Annotated in this window: 10 protein-coding genes; 9 read left to right on the forward strand and 1 reads right to left on the reverse strand. The window is 72.7% G+C overall.

What is annotated here, in order from left to right:
- Window positions 1-262 precede the first annotated feature (262 nt).
- The 9 genes from FHR37_RS26405 to FHR37_RS26445 all read left to right on the forward strand — a co-directional run bounded on the left by FHR37_RS26405 (window position 263) and on the right by FHR37_RS26445 (window position 11498).
- On the forward strand, window positions 263-1504 hold the full coding sequence (locus tag FHR37_RS26405) for a serine hydrolase domain-containing protein (protein ID WP_175542548.1): 1242 nt from the start codon (window positions 263-265) through the stop codon (window positions 1502-1504).
- 42 nt (window positions 1505-1546) lie between these two features.
- Entirely contained in the window at window positions 1547-2641 is a 1095-nt protein-coding gene (locus FHR37_RS26410) for a hypothetical protein (RefSeq protein ID WP_092883882.1), read from the forward strand.
- A 5-nt stretch (window positions 2642-2646) separates the two neighbouring features.
- Window positions 2647-3525: an alpha/beta fold hydrolase gene (locus FHR37_RS26415; RefSeq protein ID WP_092883883.1), complete on the forward strand. Its 879-nt coding sequence runs from the start codon at window positions 2647-2649 to the stop codon at window positions 3523-3525.
- Window positions 3526-3546: 21 nt separating this feature from the next.
- Entirely contained in the window at window positions 3547-4923 is a 1377-nt protein-coding gene (locus FHR37_RS33335; protein WP_092883884.1) for a sensor histidine kinase, read from the forward strand.
- On the forward strand, window positions 4920-5570 hold the full coding sequence (locus FHR37_RS26425) for a response regulator transcription factor (protein WP_092883885.1): 651 nt from the start codon (window positions 4920-4922) through the stop codon (window positions 5568-5570). The genes FHR37_RS33335 and FHR37_RS26425 overlap by 4 nt, the downstream gene beginning before the upstream one ends.
- A 367-nt stretch (window positions 5571-5937) precedes the next feature.
- Window positions 5938-7668: an ABC transporter substrate-binding protein gene (locus FHR37_RS26430; protein WP_092883886.1), complete on the forward strand. Its 1731-nt coding sequence runs from the start codon at window positions 5938-5940 to the stop codon at window positions 7666-7668.
- A gap of 19 nt (window positions 7669-7687) precedes the next feature.
- Entirely contained in the window at window positions 7688-8716 is a 1029-nt protein-coding gene (locus FHR37_RS33340) for an ABC transporter permease (protein WP_202818124.1), read from the forward strand.
- Window positions 8713-9729, forward strand: coding sequence for an ABC transporter permease (locus tag FHR37_RS26440; protein WP_092883887.1), 1017 nt, complete (start codon window positions 8713-8715; stop codon window positions 9727-9729). The genes FHR37_RS33340 and FHR37_RS26440 overlap by 4 nt, the downstream gene beginning before the upstream one ends.
- Window positions 9726-11498 (forward strand): dipeptide ABC transporter ATP-binding protein, encoded by a 1773-nt coding sequence (locus tag FHR37_RS26445; RefSeq protein WP_092883888.1) that lies wholly within the window; start codon window positions 9726-9728, stop codon window positions 11496-11498. The genes FHR37_RS26440 and FHR37_RS26445 overlap by 4 nt, the downstream gene beginning before the upstream one ends.
- Before the next feature lie 355 nt (window positions 11499-11853).
- Here the strand turns inward: FHR37_RS26445 and FHR37_RS26450 are convergent, their stop codons facing one another.
- A complete protein-coding gene (locus FHR37_RS26450) occupies window positions 11854-14844 on the reverse strand; it encodes an ATP-binding protein (protein WP_092883889.1) in 2991 nt (996 codons plus the stop codon).
- Window position 14845: the final 1 nt, after the last annotated feature.

Here is a 14845-nt window from a genome sequence, read left to right on the forward strand (position 1 = left end):
GTTCAGGTTGTGGACGGTTGGTGGCACCTTGGTGCGCCCTAGTCACGATAGGCGTCCTCGTCGGCTTTGTGCGTGTGGAGACCCCCGGATGTGGACATTCGGTTCCGACTGCCCCGGACAGCCACCGGCGACCCCGGCTCACCCCTCGGCGGGAGCGTGGATGCCTCCCGGGAGGGATGGCCCCGGGTGCGGCCGCGACGAGAGTTCCGAGTGCGAACGAGTACTCCCGAGATCTCCGTACTCCCGAGAAGGGACCCCCGCGATGCCCCGCCCTCCGACGATCCGCCGGGCCGCGGCCGTGCTCGGCGTCGGCGCCCTGACCCTCGCGGTCGCCGCCCCGACCGCCTCCGCCCGCCCGACCGCCTCCGCCCGCCCGACCGCCTCCGCCCGCCCGTCCGCCGTACGAACGCCTGCCGCAGCCTCGTCCACCACGTCCACCACGCCCTCCCCGCGGGCCGGAGTGCGGGCGGCGCTGGACGACATCGTCGCGGCCGGAGCGCCGGGCGCGGTGGCGTACGTACGCCGGGACGGGCACATCTGGCGACTGGCGTCCGGTAAGGCCGACCTGCTCACCGGCCGCGCGGCCCGCCCCGGCGACCGGGTACGGATCGGCAGCGTCACGAAGTCGTTCGTGGCCGCGGTGCTGCTGCAACTCGAGGGCGAGGGGCGGCTGTCCCTCGACGACACCGTGGACCGCTGGCTGCCCGGCGTCGTCGCAGGTCACGGGAACGACGGCACCCGGATCACGGTGCGCCAGTTGCTGAACCACTCCAGCGGGCTGAAGGACTACCTCAGAGACAGCCGGGTGTTCGCGTCGTACTTCACCGCGAACGACTTCGACCACGTGTGGACGCCGGCCCGGCTGGTGCGGCTCGCGGTCGCCCAGCGACCCGACTTCCCGCCCGGCACGAAGGCGACCTACTCCAACACCAACTACGTCCTCGCCGGGATGGTGATCCGGGCGGTCACCGGGCACAGCCCGCAGCAGGAGGTCACCCGGCGCGTCATCGAGCCGCTGGGCCTGCGGAGTACGGCGTTCCCGCGCACCGACCCGCGGCTGCGCGGCCGGCACCTGCACGGCTACCTGGCCAACTTCTACTACCACTACCAGGACGTGACGTACTTCAGCCCGTCGTGGGCGGACGCCGCCGGGGGCATGGTCTCCACCACCGACGACGTGGCGGAGTTCTTCCGGGCGCTGTTCGACGGGCGGCTGCTGCGGCCCGCGCAGGTGCGCGAGCTGACCACCGTGGTGCCCACGCCGATCGAAGGTCTCGCCAACGGCCTGGGCGTTGGCCGGAGCGAGCAGTGCGGTGCACCGGTCTGGGGCCACGACGGCGCGTTCCCGGGGTACTTCACCCAGGCGCTGGTCCGCGAGGGCGGCGACCGGCAGGTCGTGTACGCGGTGAACAGCGACCTGGCGGCCCTGCCGTACATCCCGGGTGCGGAGAAGGTCCAGCAGGCGGTCCGGGCACTCGAACGCGCCGCGCTCTGCGACTCGTGACCTGAAACCTGTGAACGGAGACTCGTGAACGGAGAAGGAAGCATGAGCGTTCTCACCTCCTCGGGACGGATCCCGCGCCGGCGACGCCGGCCGGCGTTCGACTGGCCGCGGCACGCGCCGACGGTGGCGCTGGTCCCCTTCGCCGCCTACACCGCGGCGGCGCTGGCGTGGTTCGTCGGCGGGCCCTATCCGTTCGCCCGGCCGGCCAACCCGGAGAGCAACTTCCCCGACCACTGGCTGGCGGCCGCCGACCCGGCCGTGGTCGAGGGGGTCACCGCCGGCGCGGGCGCAGTGGTGGTCGCGACCCTGCTGCTGATGCGGTTCCGGGTGACCGCCGGACGGCCGGTGCTGCTGGCGGTCGGCTGGACCGTGTCGGCGTTCCTCGCCCTCGTCCTGCCGGGATCGGAGGCGCTGGCCGGCATTCCGGTGTTCAACCTGCTCACGCTCTTCCGGCTGGCCTGGCCGACGGTGCACCTGCTGGTGCTGGCGTACGCGGGCGTCGCGCTGGCCGTGGCCACCCTCGGCTACCAGCGGGTGACCCGGGACGCGTGCCCGCACTGCGGACGCGACGACCGGCGGCCGGGCTGGTCCCAGACCCGCTGGACCCGGATCAGCCGGGCGGCCGCACTGACCGCGTTCGCCGCGCCGTTCGGGTACGCCGTTCCGCGGGTGCTGTGGGCGGCCGGCATCCCGGTCGGCACGACGCCTGAGTTCCTCGAGAGGATCAACGCCGCGAACCCCGGTCACGGCACCGCGATCATGGAGCTCAGCCTGGCGGCGATGGCGGTCACCGGCGGCGTGCTGTGTCTCGGGCTCATCCAGCGGTGGGGCGAGGTCTGGCCGTGGTGGGTGCTCGGGCTGGCCGGCCGGCCGGTCCCGCGGTGGTTCCCGGTCGGCCTGGCCGGGGCGTGCGGCGCGGGGCTGTTCGGGTACGCCACCATGCTGGTGCCGGACCTGGTGCGGTTCCTGGCCGGCCGGCCGGTGATGTTCGACGACACGGACGTACGCATGACCCTGGCGTCGGAGGTGCCGGCGTTCGCGCTGCTGCTGTGGAGTACGGCGGTGCTGGCGGCCGTGGTCGCCTACAACTACCGAACCCGTGGCCGGTGCCGGCACTGCGGGCGAATGTCAGGATGACGCCCATGACCTCCACGACGACCACCACGACGTTCGTCCTCGTGCACGGTTCCAACGGCAACGCCTCCAACTGGTCCGCCCTGCAGCGCGAGCTCGCCCTGCTCGGGCACCGCAGCCTGGCGGTGGACCTGCCCGGGCACGGCTCCGGCGCGACGTTCCCGGCGGCCTACCAGGCGCCGCAGGACCTGGCCGCGCTGGCCGCGGCGCCGTCGGCGATGGCGGGCGTGACGCTGGCCGACAACGTGGAGCACGTCACCGGCGTCCTGCGGCGGGCCGCCGAGCACGGGCCGGTGGTCCTGGTCGGGCACAGCCGGGGCGGGATCACCCTGACCGCGGTCGGGAACGCCGCGCCGGACCTCGTCGACCGGCTCGTCTACGTCTCCGCGTGGTGCTGCGTCGACTCGACCCCCGCTGAGTACATGCAGGGCCCGGAGTACGCCACCAGCGCGCTCGGCGACACGATGGGCCTGCTCGTGGGAGACCCGGCGGCGCTGGGCGCGATCCGGATGAACTGGCGTACGGCCGACCCGGACCTGCTGGCGGCGCTGCGCACGGCGATGCTGGCCGACGGCAGCGAGGACGAGTTCCGCTCGTTCCTGAACACCCTGGAGCCGGACGAGAGCCTGGACGCCGGCGGCCCGGACGACCGTGCCCGGGCGGCGACGTGGGGCCGGATCCCGCGTACGTACGTCCGGCTCACCGGGGACCGCTCGATCCCGGTCGCGCTGCAGGACCGGTTCGTCGCCGAGGCGGACGCCCTCACCCCGGAAAACCCGTTCCAGGTGCACACGCTGGACAGCAGCCACGTCGGCGTGCTGATCCGTCCCCGGCAGGCGGCGAAGATCCTCGCCGGACTCGCCGTCGAGTCGGCCGGCGAGGGGTAGCACCGTGAGGAGGGGGCTGCGGTGAGGACGACGGTCACGGCCGGTACGACGGCCCGGCTGCGGGCGTGGGGGCGGGCGGTCCTGTTCCTGCTCGTGGGTACCGGCGGCGCCTGCTCGGTCGGGCTGTGCGCGTGGTTCCTCACCCTGCCGGTCACACTGAACCTCGACCCGAACTGGTTCCGCGCCGCCCTGGTCGTCGCGGCGGCGCTGGTCCTCGCGCTGGCGATGGGCCTGCTCATTCCGGCCCGGCGTACCGAGGTGGTCCTGGCCGAGGCGCTGCTCGGCGCGCGGTTCCCCGACGGCTGGCACCGGCAGCAGCAGGCCGGGTGGTTCGAGCGTGTCCGTACGTCGCTGTGGTTCACCGCGCACCTGCTGGGCGGCGCGGTCGTACTCCTCGCCGCGACGGTGGCGCTTCCGGTCGGAGCCGGCCTGGCCGGCGCGCCGTGGACGGGCACGACGGGCACCCGTCCGCTCGGCATCCCCGTGCTACCGCTCCTCGGCACGGGGTCGGACTGGCTCGTGGTCGCCGTCGGCGCGGCCCTGGTCGTGATCGCCGCGGCGATCGTGGTCGTCCTGCCCCTGGTGGCGACCTGGCCGGCGGAGGTGATGCTCGGCCCGTCACCGCGGGAGCTGATGGCGATCACCGCGACGCAGGCGGCCCGGGCCGCGGAGCGCAACCGGGTGGCCCGCGACCTGCACGACTCGGTGGGCCACAACCTGAGCATCATCTCGGTGCTGGCCACGGCCGCGGTACGCACACCGGAGGAGGGCACGGTCCGCGCGTACTGCGAGGACATCGCCGGGGTCGCCCGGTCCGCGCTCACCGACCTCGACGAGGCGCTGCGCGTCCTGCGCGCCGACGCCGACCCGGACCGCGGCTCCGGCCCGAGCGGCGGGTCCGGCGCCGGCGGCGGGGACACCGACGCCCGTACCCTCGCCGACCTGGACACGTTGCTGCAGCGGCTGCGTTCGGCCGGGCGGCGGATCGACGGGATCGTGCCCGCGGACGTGGTCTCGGTGCCGGAGCCGGTGAGCCGCGAGGGCTACCGCATCGTCGCCGAGGCGCTGACCAACGCCGCCCGCTACGGCACCGACGACCCCACCGACCTCACGCTCACCCTCGCCGGGGACCGGCTCACGATCGAGGTCGCCAACCGGGTGGGCTCCTCCGGTCGCGGGCGCCGGGACGGCGGACGCGGCCTGGTCGGCATCCGGGAACGCGTGCACCTGCTCGGCGGCACCCTCGCCGTCGGGCCCGACGACGCCGCCGCTGGATGGTGGCGGCTGCGCGCCGAACTCCCCGGAGCGGCGGCCCGTCCCCGTTCCCGCCCCGCCGCATCCACCTCGCCCACCTCGCCCACTCCACCCATCCCACCGGCACCGGAGCAGACCAGATGAACCCGACCATCAGCGTTCTCGTGGCCGACGACGAGCCGATGATCCGGCACGGCCTGACGGCGATCCTCGCCCCCGAGCAGGACATCGCCGTCGTCGGCGAGGCCGGCGACGGCGCGGAGGCGGTCTCCGCGACCGGCCGGCACCTGCCGAACGTCGTCCTGATGGACGTACGGATGCCCCGGGTGGACGGCATCGAGGCGACCCGCACGATCACCACCCGCTGGCCCGACCGGGTGAAGGTGCTGGTGCTCACGACGTTCGCCGACGACGACTACGTGACCCGGGCGATGCTGGCCGGCGCCTCCGGCTTCCTGCTCAAGCGGGCGTCCGGCGAGGAGATCACCCAGGCCATCCGCACGGTGCACGGCGGTGAGTCGCTGCTGTTCCCGGCGAAGGTCCGGGCGATGTTCGGGTCGGCCGGCGCGGCCCACGAAGCGCACCCGGGGTTCGGCCGGCTCACCGCGCGGGAGGCGGAGATCCTCACCCTCGTCGCGGAGGGGCTGTCCAACGCCGAGATCGCCCGCCGGCTCTACGTCAGCGTGGAGACGGTGAAGACGCACGTCGCCGCGGTGCTCACCAAGCTGGAGGTACGCGACCGCACCCAGGCCGTGGTGCGGGCCTACCGCGACCGGTTCATCACGCCCTGACACCGACTGCCGCGCGCGTCGGAACCCGATTGCCGCCTCTTCCGGAGCGGACGTACGATCTGCGTTCGTGTCGTGCAGTGTGTCGAGATCCGCGAGCGTCGCCGCCCACCGGGACCTTTCCCCGGCGCGCCGGTACGTGCTCGCGTTGCTGGCCGTCCACGCACACGACGTCGCCGACGTGCTGTGTCGCTGACTCCTGCCTCCGACCTCCCCGGAGCACCAGGGACCGGCGCCGTGCGCCGACGTCACACCACCGTCGTACAAGGCCGTACGCCGTCCCGGGTGCTCGTGTCCTCACCAGGCCGCCCGCTCCGCCCGCTCCGACCGCTGAGCCGGCCGGCCTCCGGTGCCTTCCGAAGGGCTCTCCATGCGTCACGTTCCACCCCTCCTCACCCGGGCCGCGGCTGTCGGCGTTGCCCTGGCCACCCTCACCGTCGCGGCCGCCTGCGGTTCGGGCGGCGGTGACGACAACACCGGCGGCAGCGCCAGCGGCGGGAAGTTCGACCCCGCGAAGTGCCAGGGCGGCACGCTGTCGGTGCTGAACCAGAAGGACATCACCCACCTCGACCCGGCCCGCCTCTACACCTCCGGCGGCGGCAACATCCCGTCGCTGCTGTTCCGTACGCTCACCACCCGCAACCGTGCGGGCGGGGCCGAGGGCGCGAAGGTCGTCCCCGACCTGGCCACGAACACCGGTGTGGCCAGCGACGACGCGAAGACCTGGACCTACACGCTGCGGGACAACCTGAAGTTCAGCGACGGGACGCCGATCACCTCCAAGGACGTGAAGTACGGCATCGAGCGGTCGTTCGCGCCCGAGCTGCCCGGCGGCGCGCCGTACCTCAGCGACTGGCTGGAAGGCGCCGCGAAGTACCAGGGCGTCTACAAGGACCCGGCCGGGCTCAAGGCGATCGAGACCCCGGACGACAAGACGATCGTGTTCCACCTGCGCAAGCCGGAGGGCGACTTCCCGTTCCTCGCCACCGCGACGCAGTTCGCCCCGGTGCCGAAGGCCAAGGACACCGGCGTGAAGTACGAGAACAAGCCGGTGTCCAGCGGGCCGTACCAGGTGGAGTCGTACCAGAAGAACAAGAAGCTGGTCCTCACCCGCAACCCGCACTGGTCGCGTTCGGTGGACAAGAACCGGCTCGCCTGCCCGGACCGGGTGGAGGTCACCTCCGGCCTGGACGCCGCGGTGATCAACCAGCGGATCTTCACCGGCGCCGGCAAGGACGCGAACGCCGTCACCACCGACACCGACCTCGGCCCGTCCGAGCTCGCCCGCCTCGGCAACGACCCCGAGCTGGACAAGCGGGTCGCCAAGGGCCACTTTCCGTTCCTGTACTACGTCGCGTTCAACGTCAAGGTGAAGCCGTTCGACGACCCGTTGGTGCGGCAGGCGATCTCCTACGCGGTGAGCCGTACGTCGGTGATCAACGCGGTCGGCGGCACCGCGCTCGCCGACCCGGCGACGACCTTCCTGCCGGCGCAGAAGTCGATGGGCTTCCAGAAGTACGACTACTTCCCGGCGGGCAAGGCCGGCGACCCGGCCAAGGCCAAGCAACTGCTCGCGCAGGCCGGTCACCCGAACGGTCTCACCGTGCCGCTCACCTACGCCTCCGACTCCAAGGACGGCACCGGACCCGGTGCGGCCACCGCGATCCAGGACGCGCTGAAGAAGGCCGGCATCACCGTCAAGCCGCAGGGCCTGGAGTCCGACGCGTTCTACGAGCAGACCGGCGACCCGACCAAGGAGCCCGGGATGATGCTGTTCGGCTGGGGTGCCGACTGGCCGTCCGGGTTCCCGTTCCTGCAGCCGATCTTCGACGGCCGGCAGATCCAGCAGCAGGGCAACTACAACCTCGCGCAGTTCGACGACCCGAAGGTGAACGCGGAGTTCGACGCGATCGCGAAGATCACCGACCCGGCGCAGGCGGCGAAGCGCTACGGCCAGCTCGACGCCCAGCTGGGCAAGCAGGCGCTGACGGTCCCGCTCTACACCACCAAGGACCTGGTGATGTACGGCAAGAACGTCAGGAACGCCTTCGTCAGCGACTGGACCGGCAAGTACGACGTCACGATGCTGTCGGTGAAGTGAGCAGTCCGATGAGTAACAGGTGAGCGCCACCGTCTCCACCCCGCCGCCCGCGTCCGGTCCCGAACCGGACGCGGGCGCGGCGGCGGGCGCCGGCCGCGGCACCAGTCGCGGGCACGGCGGCCGGGTGGTCCGGCGACGTTTCACGTCGAACCGGGCCGCGGTCGTCGCGGCGGCCGTGGTCGGGCTGCTCGTCCTGGTCGCGATCCTCGCGCCGCTGCTGGCCGCCCTGGAGGGGCAGGACCCGACGACCTTCCACGACTCGCTGATCGACTCCGGGCGGGGCGGCGTACCGCTCGGCTCGTTCGGCGGGATCAGCGCCGACCACTGGCTCGGCGTGGAACCCACCACCGGTCGCGACCTGTTCGCCCGGGTCGTCTTCGGCGCCCGGGTCTCCCTCGGCGTCGCGATCGGCGCGACCGTGCTGCAGGTGCTGATCGGCGTCACCGTCGGACTGGCCGCGGGTGTCGGCGGACGGCTGCTGGACAGCCTGCTCGGCCGCTTCATCGACCTGATCCTGGCGTTCCCCGGGCTGGTGTTCTCCATCGCGCTGCTGGCGATCGTGCCGTCGTCGTTCCCGCGGCCGGTGCTGCTGGTGGTCGTGCTCGGCGTCCTCGGCTGGGCCGGCGTGGCCCGGATCGTGCGCGGCCAGACGCTGACGTTGCGGGAGACCGACTACGTGGCGGCCGCCCGGTTGGCGGGTGTGCACCCGGTGCGGGTGGCGCGGCGGGAGATCCTGCCCGGCCTGGCCGCACCGGTGCTGACGTACGCCGCGCTGCTGCTGCCCGGCAACGTCGTGGCCGAGGCGGCGCTGTCGTTCCTCGGCATCGGCGTACGCCCGCCGACCTCCTCGTGGGGGCAGATGCTGTCCACCGCGACGACCTGGTTTCGCGGCGACCCGACGTACGTGCTGATCCCGGCCGCACTGCTGTTCGTCACCGTGCTGGCGTTCACCCTCGCCGGCGACGGCCTGCGGACCGGGCTCGACCCGCGGGCGACGGCACGCGTGCAGGGCCGGCGGCAGCGGCGCGGACGGGAGCGGGCCTCGTGACCGGCTACCTGCTGCGCCGGCTGGTGGGCGCCCTGGTGGTGCTGCTCGTGCTGTCGGCCGTCGTCTACACGATCTTCTACCTCACGCCGGGCAACCCGGCGCTGCTGGCCTGCGGCAAGGGATGTACGCCGGAGCACCTGAAGGTCGTCGAGGCCCAGATGGGCATCGACCAGCCGGTCTGGGTGCAGTACTGGCACTTCCTGCAGGGCATGCTGACGGGCCGCGACTTCAGCGCCGGGCCCACCGTCGACCACTGCCCGGCGCCCTGCCTGGGCTACTCGTTCCAGACCGACGAGCCGGTGCTGGCGCTGCTGCTGGACCGGCTGCCGGTGACGCTGTCGCTCACCCTCGGCTCGCTGGTGATCTGGCTGGTCGTCGGCGTCGCCGCCGGGGTGGTGTCCGCGCTGCGCCGGGGCCGCACCGCCGACCGGCTGGTGACGGTGACCACGCTCGCCGGGATGTCCGCGCCGACGTTCCTGGTCGGCATCCTGCTGCTGATGCTGCTGTGCGCCTACCTGCGCTGGCTGCCGTTCCCGTCGTACGTCCCACTGCACGAGGACCCCGCTGCCTGGGCGACCAACCTGGTGCTGCCGTGGGTGACGCTGGCGATCGTGCAGGCCGCGGTCTACACCCGGATCACCCGCACCGCGATCCTGGAGACGCTGGCCGAGGACCACATCCGCACCGGCCGGGCGTACGGCCTGACCGAACGCTCGATCGTCGGCCGGCACGCCCTGCGCAGTGCGCTCACCCCGCTGGTGACGCTGGTCGCGCTCGACCTGGGCGCCCTGCTCGGCGGCGCGGCGATCACCGAGAGCGTGTTCGGGCTGCCCGGGCTCGGCCAGCTGCTGGTCGACTCGGTGCGGGTCGTCGACCTGCCGGTGGTGGTGGGGCTGACGCTGCTGTCCGGCTTCTTCATCGTGCTGGCCAACGCGGTCGCCGACCTGTTGTACGCGGTGGCCGACCCGCGGGTCAGCCTGGGCGAGGACCGGCTGGGCCGGAGGGGCGCATGACCGACAACCTCGTTCAGCCGGTGGACAACCGCGTCCGGCCGGTGGTGTCCGTACGCGACCTGCGGATCGCGTTCCCGGGTGCCGCCGCTTCCGGTGCTCCGCCTGCCGTCGACGGGCTGTCGTTCGACCTGCCGCCCGGCGGCGGGCTCGGCCTGGTCGGCGAGTCCGGCTCGGGCAAGACCGTGACCGCGCTGACCCTGCTCGGGCTGCACCGGGGCACCGACGCGCGGGTGTCCGGCGAGGTCGAGGTCGCCGGGGTTCCGGTGCTCACCGCGCCGGACGAGCAGGTACGCCGGATGCGGGGCGCGGAGGTCGCGATGATCTTCCAGGACCCGCTGTCGGCGTTCGACCCGTACTACCGCGTCGGCGACCAGATCGGCGAGGTCTACCGGCTGCACACCGGCGCCGGCCGCCGGGCCGCCCGCGAACGCGCGGTCGAGGTGCTCGACCGGGTGCACATCCCCGACCCGCACCGGCGCGTCGACGCGTACCCCCACGAGCTCTCCGGCGGCATGCGGCAACGCGCGCTGATCGCGATGGCGCTGGCCTGCGAGCCGCGGGTGCTGGTCGCCGACGAACCCACCACCGCGCTAGACGTCACCGTCCAGGCGCAGATCCTCGACCTGCTCGCCGAACTCCGGGCCGACACCGGGATGGCGCTGATTCTGGTGACGCACGACCTCGGCGTGGTGGCCGGCAGCGTCGACGACGTGCTGGTGATGAGCGCTGGTCGGGAGGTCGAACGCGGGCCGACCGCACAGGTGCTGGGCGCGCCCTCCGCGGCGTACACCCGCGCGCTGCTGGCGGCCGTGCCCCGGGTGGACGTGGCGCCCGACCGTACCCGGAGCGAACCCACGGCGGCCGAGGACGAACGCGACCGCGCCGAGGACTCCGACTCCGGCTCCGGCTCTGGCTCCGAGGACGTGGTGATGACGCTGCGCGGCGTACGCCGCGACTTCCCCGGTCGGCGCGGCCGGGCCGGGCGGCGGGAGGTCGTGCACGCCGTCGCCGGCGTCGACCTGGACCTGCGCCGCGGCGAGGTGCTCGGCGTGGTCGGGGAGAGCGGCAGCGGGAAGACGACGCTGGCCCGGATGATGGTCGGCCTGTTGCGGCCCTCCGCCGGTGACGTGCGGCTGGGCGGCACCGACCTGGCGAGGCTGTCCGGCCGGCGGCTGCGGGAGCGGCGCCGCGAGGTGGCGATGGTGTTCCAGGACCCGGCGTCCTCGCTCAACCCCCGGCGTACGGTCGGCGACAGCATCGCCGAGCCGCTGCGGGTCCGGGGCGTCGGGCGGGCGGAGATCGGCACGACGGTCGCGGACCTGCTCGCCCGGGTGGGCCTGGACCCGCACCGCGCCGACGACTACCCGCATGAGTTCTCCGGCGGTCAGCGACAGCGGATCGGGATCGCCCGGGCACTCGCCGGTCGTCCGTCGGTACTGGTCTGCGACGAGCCGGTGTCCGCGCTGGACGTCACGACACAGGCGCAGGTGCTGGAGCTGATCGACGAGCTACGGGCGGAATACGGCTTCGCGGTGGTGTTCGTCAGCCACGACCTCGCCGTCGTCCGCCAGGTCAGCGACCGGGTGGCGGTGATGCGCCGGGGCGAGGTGGTCGAGCTCGCCGACGCCGAGGTGCTGTACGAGGACCCGCGGCACGAGTACACCCGCGCGTTGCTGGCCGCCGTACCCGTCCTGGATCCCGAGCTCGCCCGCGTCCGCCGCGCCGAGCGCCGCCAGCTCGCCGGGACCACTCCGCTGCCCGAGGCGTGAGAGTCCGGCGCTCCGGCCCCAGCGATTCTTCCGCGGAAGAATTCGTGCCTGCGGCGAAGAAGCCGGTCTGCCAACCCGAAGCGTGAAACCAGCGGGTGGCCCTGACCCTCTCGGGTCTTCACGCTCTGACCCGACCGGCCGGCCCAGGACCGAAGCGTGAAGAGTACGGGTGGCCCTGACCACCTCGAGTTTTCTCACTGTCGGACGCTGCCGGCCGGCCTCGCCCGCGGCGACGCGGGCGTTGATCGCGTCACCTGCGGACGCGGAGCGCCGGACCGGACCGAGCACGCACAGGCCCGAGTCGATTCTTCCGCGGAAGAATCCGCGGCACTCGAGCCCGGGACCGAGGTGGACGCTAGGAGTCGGCCCGGCTGAGGTCGGTGAGGTACTCCTCGTCCTCGGTAGCGTCGTCGTCGCGCGCGCCGACCACGAGCCGGGTCGACGCGAAGCCGGCCTCGTCCACCAGCACCGACGCCTCGTCCACCCAGCGCCACTCGTCCACGTCGGGCGAGGGGTCGATCGCCTTGAACCGCGCCTCCAGGTGCGGGTTGGACTGGATCGCCGCGGCGAACTCGAAGAACGCCCGGTCCACCTCGACGCTGGCCAGCTCCGCGTCCACGTCGCGCATCACGCACTCGCCGTCCCGCAGCGACTTCAGCGTCTCGATCATCGACCGCTCCGCCGGCGCTCGGTTCAGCAGCGGCAGCGTCTGCGCCGCGTCGGCGTCGGAGTGGTGCCGGAACGCGAACACGGTGTGGATCTGGTTCGTCCCCGCGGCCTTGGCGTCCAGGTCCTCGGACTCGATCCGGGCCAGGTCGCCCGCCTGCTGGGTGATGAGCACGATCCCGATGTTGAAGGCGCGGCCCTGCTTGAGCACGAAGCTGATCAGGTCGCGGCCCTCACCGGTGCTCGCCACGCTGTACGCCTCGTCCACGAACAGCAGCTGCGGCCGCCAGCCCTTGACCGGGTGGCGTTCGGTGGTCTCCTCCAGCATCTGGAAGCCGAGCCGGGTGACGAGGTAGATGATGCCGCGGGCGATGTTGGCCGAGGAGCTGTTGCCGTGCGCCCGGGGCAGTCCGCGCAGGGTGATGATCGTGCGCCGCTTGCCGCTGTCGTCGACCACGGCGCTGGCCTCGCGGGCGAACGCGACCCGGGCGTAGGGGTTCTTGCGCAGGTCCTCCAGCACCGCCGCCGCGAACCGCAGGTCGCGCACCTCGGTGTCGGCGACGCCCGCGTCCTTCACCCGGTCGAACTCGTCGACGACCAGCTGCAGGACGTTCCACGTGGTCGGGCGGGGAACCGCGCGCTCGACCTCGGACCGGGCGGCGCCCGGGTGGGCGGCGCGGTAGGCGGCCACCTCCCGGTCGAACTCGTTGACCGTACGCGAGAACGCCTCCACGACGTACCCGCTGATCCGGCTCCACGCGACCTCGCCCAGGAAGATCTCCAGCATCGCCTGGGCGTGCATCCGGCCCTCGGTGACCGTCGACGCGGTGAGCAGCGGGTCGAGGTTGCCGGCCCGGCCGCGCAGTGGGTCGATGATCTCGGTCTCCCGCCAGTACTCCTCGTTGATCGGCTGGAACGGGCACCCCTGCGTGCCCAGGCAGCCCTCACCCGCGTGCCGCATGAACTCCGGGTCGAGCACCTGGGAGCCGAACGCCAGGAAGTACGCCGTCCGGGCCGCGTCGATCTTCGGGTCGATGAACACGCACCGGACGCCGGCCTCGGACTCGTAGTGGAAGACCTTCAGCGCCAGTGTGGTCTTGCCGCCGCCGGACGCGCCGACCAGTACGACCCCGGCGCCGTTCTCCCGCGCGATCGCGGAGTGGGCGGAGTAGTGCACGGGGTTGTGGCCGTCGCGGGTACGCCCGACCAGCATCCCCTCCCAGCCCTTGGCGATCCCGTCCCGGCCGACGACCGCGCGGTCGCCGACGTGGGTGGCGGTGGTGAGCAGCGCGACGCCCAACTGGTCCAGCTCCTGCAGCCGACGGAACGGCGCGATCCGGCCCACCGGCGAGCGGTCGCCGTCGCCGGGCAGCATGTTGTAGAGCAGGCGGTACTGCAGCCGCTTGGGCCGCAGCACCGTCGCGTCCAGCGTCTTGGCGAACAGCCGCTCGATCCGCTTGCGGCGGTTCTCCAGCTCCTCCGGCGTGGACGCGGCGATGGTGAGCAGCAGCTGGGACTCCATGCCGGGGAACGGCCGGCTGTCCTGCTCGTCGACGAGGTGGTTGGCGCGTTCGACCTGTTCCACCAGCAGGGAGTCGATCCGGGCGCTGGCGCGGTCCATGTCGCGCGCCTCGTCCTCGAGGTTGTCGCGGATCTTCTTGCCGCGGTCGCGGAACTCCTCCGGCGGCAGCAGCACGCCGCGCCAGGACACCACCACCGGGAAGTCCAGCCGCTTGAGCGTCCGCCCCCACGCGCGGTTCTTCGCGAACCGGATCGCGTCCGGCCAGCCGGTGGCGACCAGGGTGCTGAGGTAGGTCTTGCGGTCCTCGCCGGTGTCGTCGTCGATGACGCTCACCTCGAGCCGGCTCTTGTGGTTGGGTGCCCGGAAGTCGGCGGCCAGCTCGAACTCGTGCGCGCCCCACGGCCGGCGGTCGATCACGCCGTCCTCGGGAATCGGCAGGTGCCCGAACAGGCAGGTGCGGACGATGCGCACCAGGTCGCGGCGCATCAGCGGCTGGGTGGCCACCCCGGCGTCGACCGCGACGGCGTACACCTCGTCGGCGCGTTCGTGCCACTCGGCGACGACGTTCGGGTCGAAGTACTCGTCGTGCACGCCGGTGGCCTGGTCGGCGATCGCGGTCACCGCGGCCGAGGCCGAGCCGCGGCCGTCGCCGAGCTGGCCGATCCGCATCAAGAAGACGACGTCGTACTGCGAACCCAGCCGGTCGTTCGACGTCGCCCGGGCCGCCTCGCGACGGATCAGCTTGCGGTAGTTGTCGGTGGGCCGCCAGGAGCGTTCGACCAGGTCCAGCGCCCAACCGGTGAGGTCGGGGCGGCGCGGGACCAGCATCACCTGGAACTGCGGGCGGTGGAACTCACGGCCGAGCTGGTGCATCAGGTTGGGCAGCTTCAGCGCCTCGGGTACGAGCTCGTCGCTGGAGATGTGCTCGTCGGTGGTGGTGTCGACGAAGAACCCCGTCCAGACCGAGCGGCCCCAGACGAAGATGACGTCGTCGCCGTAGCGGTACGGAAGGCGTTCCCGCTCCGCGCGCGGCTCCTTCGGCTTCTTCCGGGCCGCGTCCTCGTCACCGCCGCCGAGGTTGAACACGAAGATCGCGACCGCGCCGAGACCGACGACGCCGAGCGCGAGGAGCGGAAGAAGGTAGTAGAGCGGATTCATC

This window comes from Actinopolymorpha cephalotaxi (genome assembly GCF_013408535.1).
In the GTDB taxonomy this organism is placed as follows: domain Bacteria; phylum Actinomycetota; class Actinomycetes; order Propionibacteriales; family Actinopolymorphaceae; genus Actinopolymorpha; species Actinopolymorpha cephalotaxi.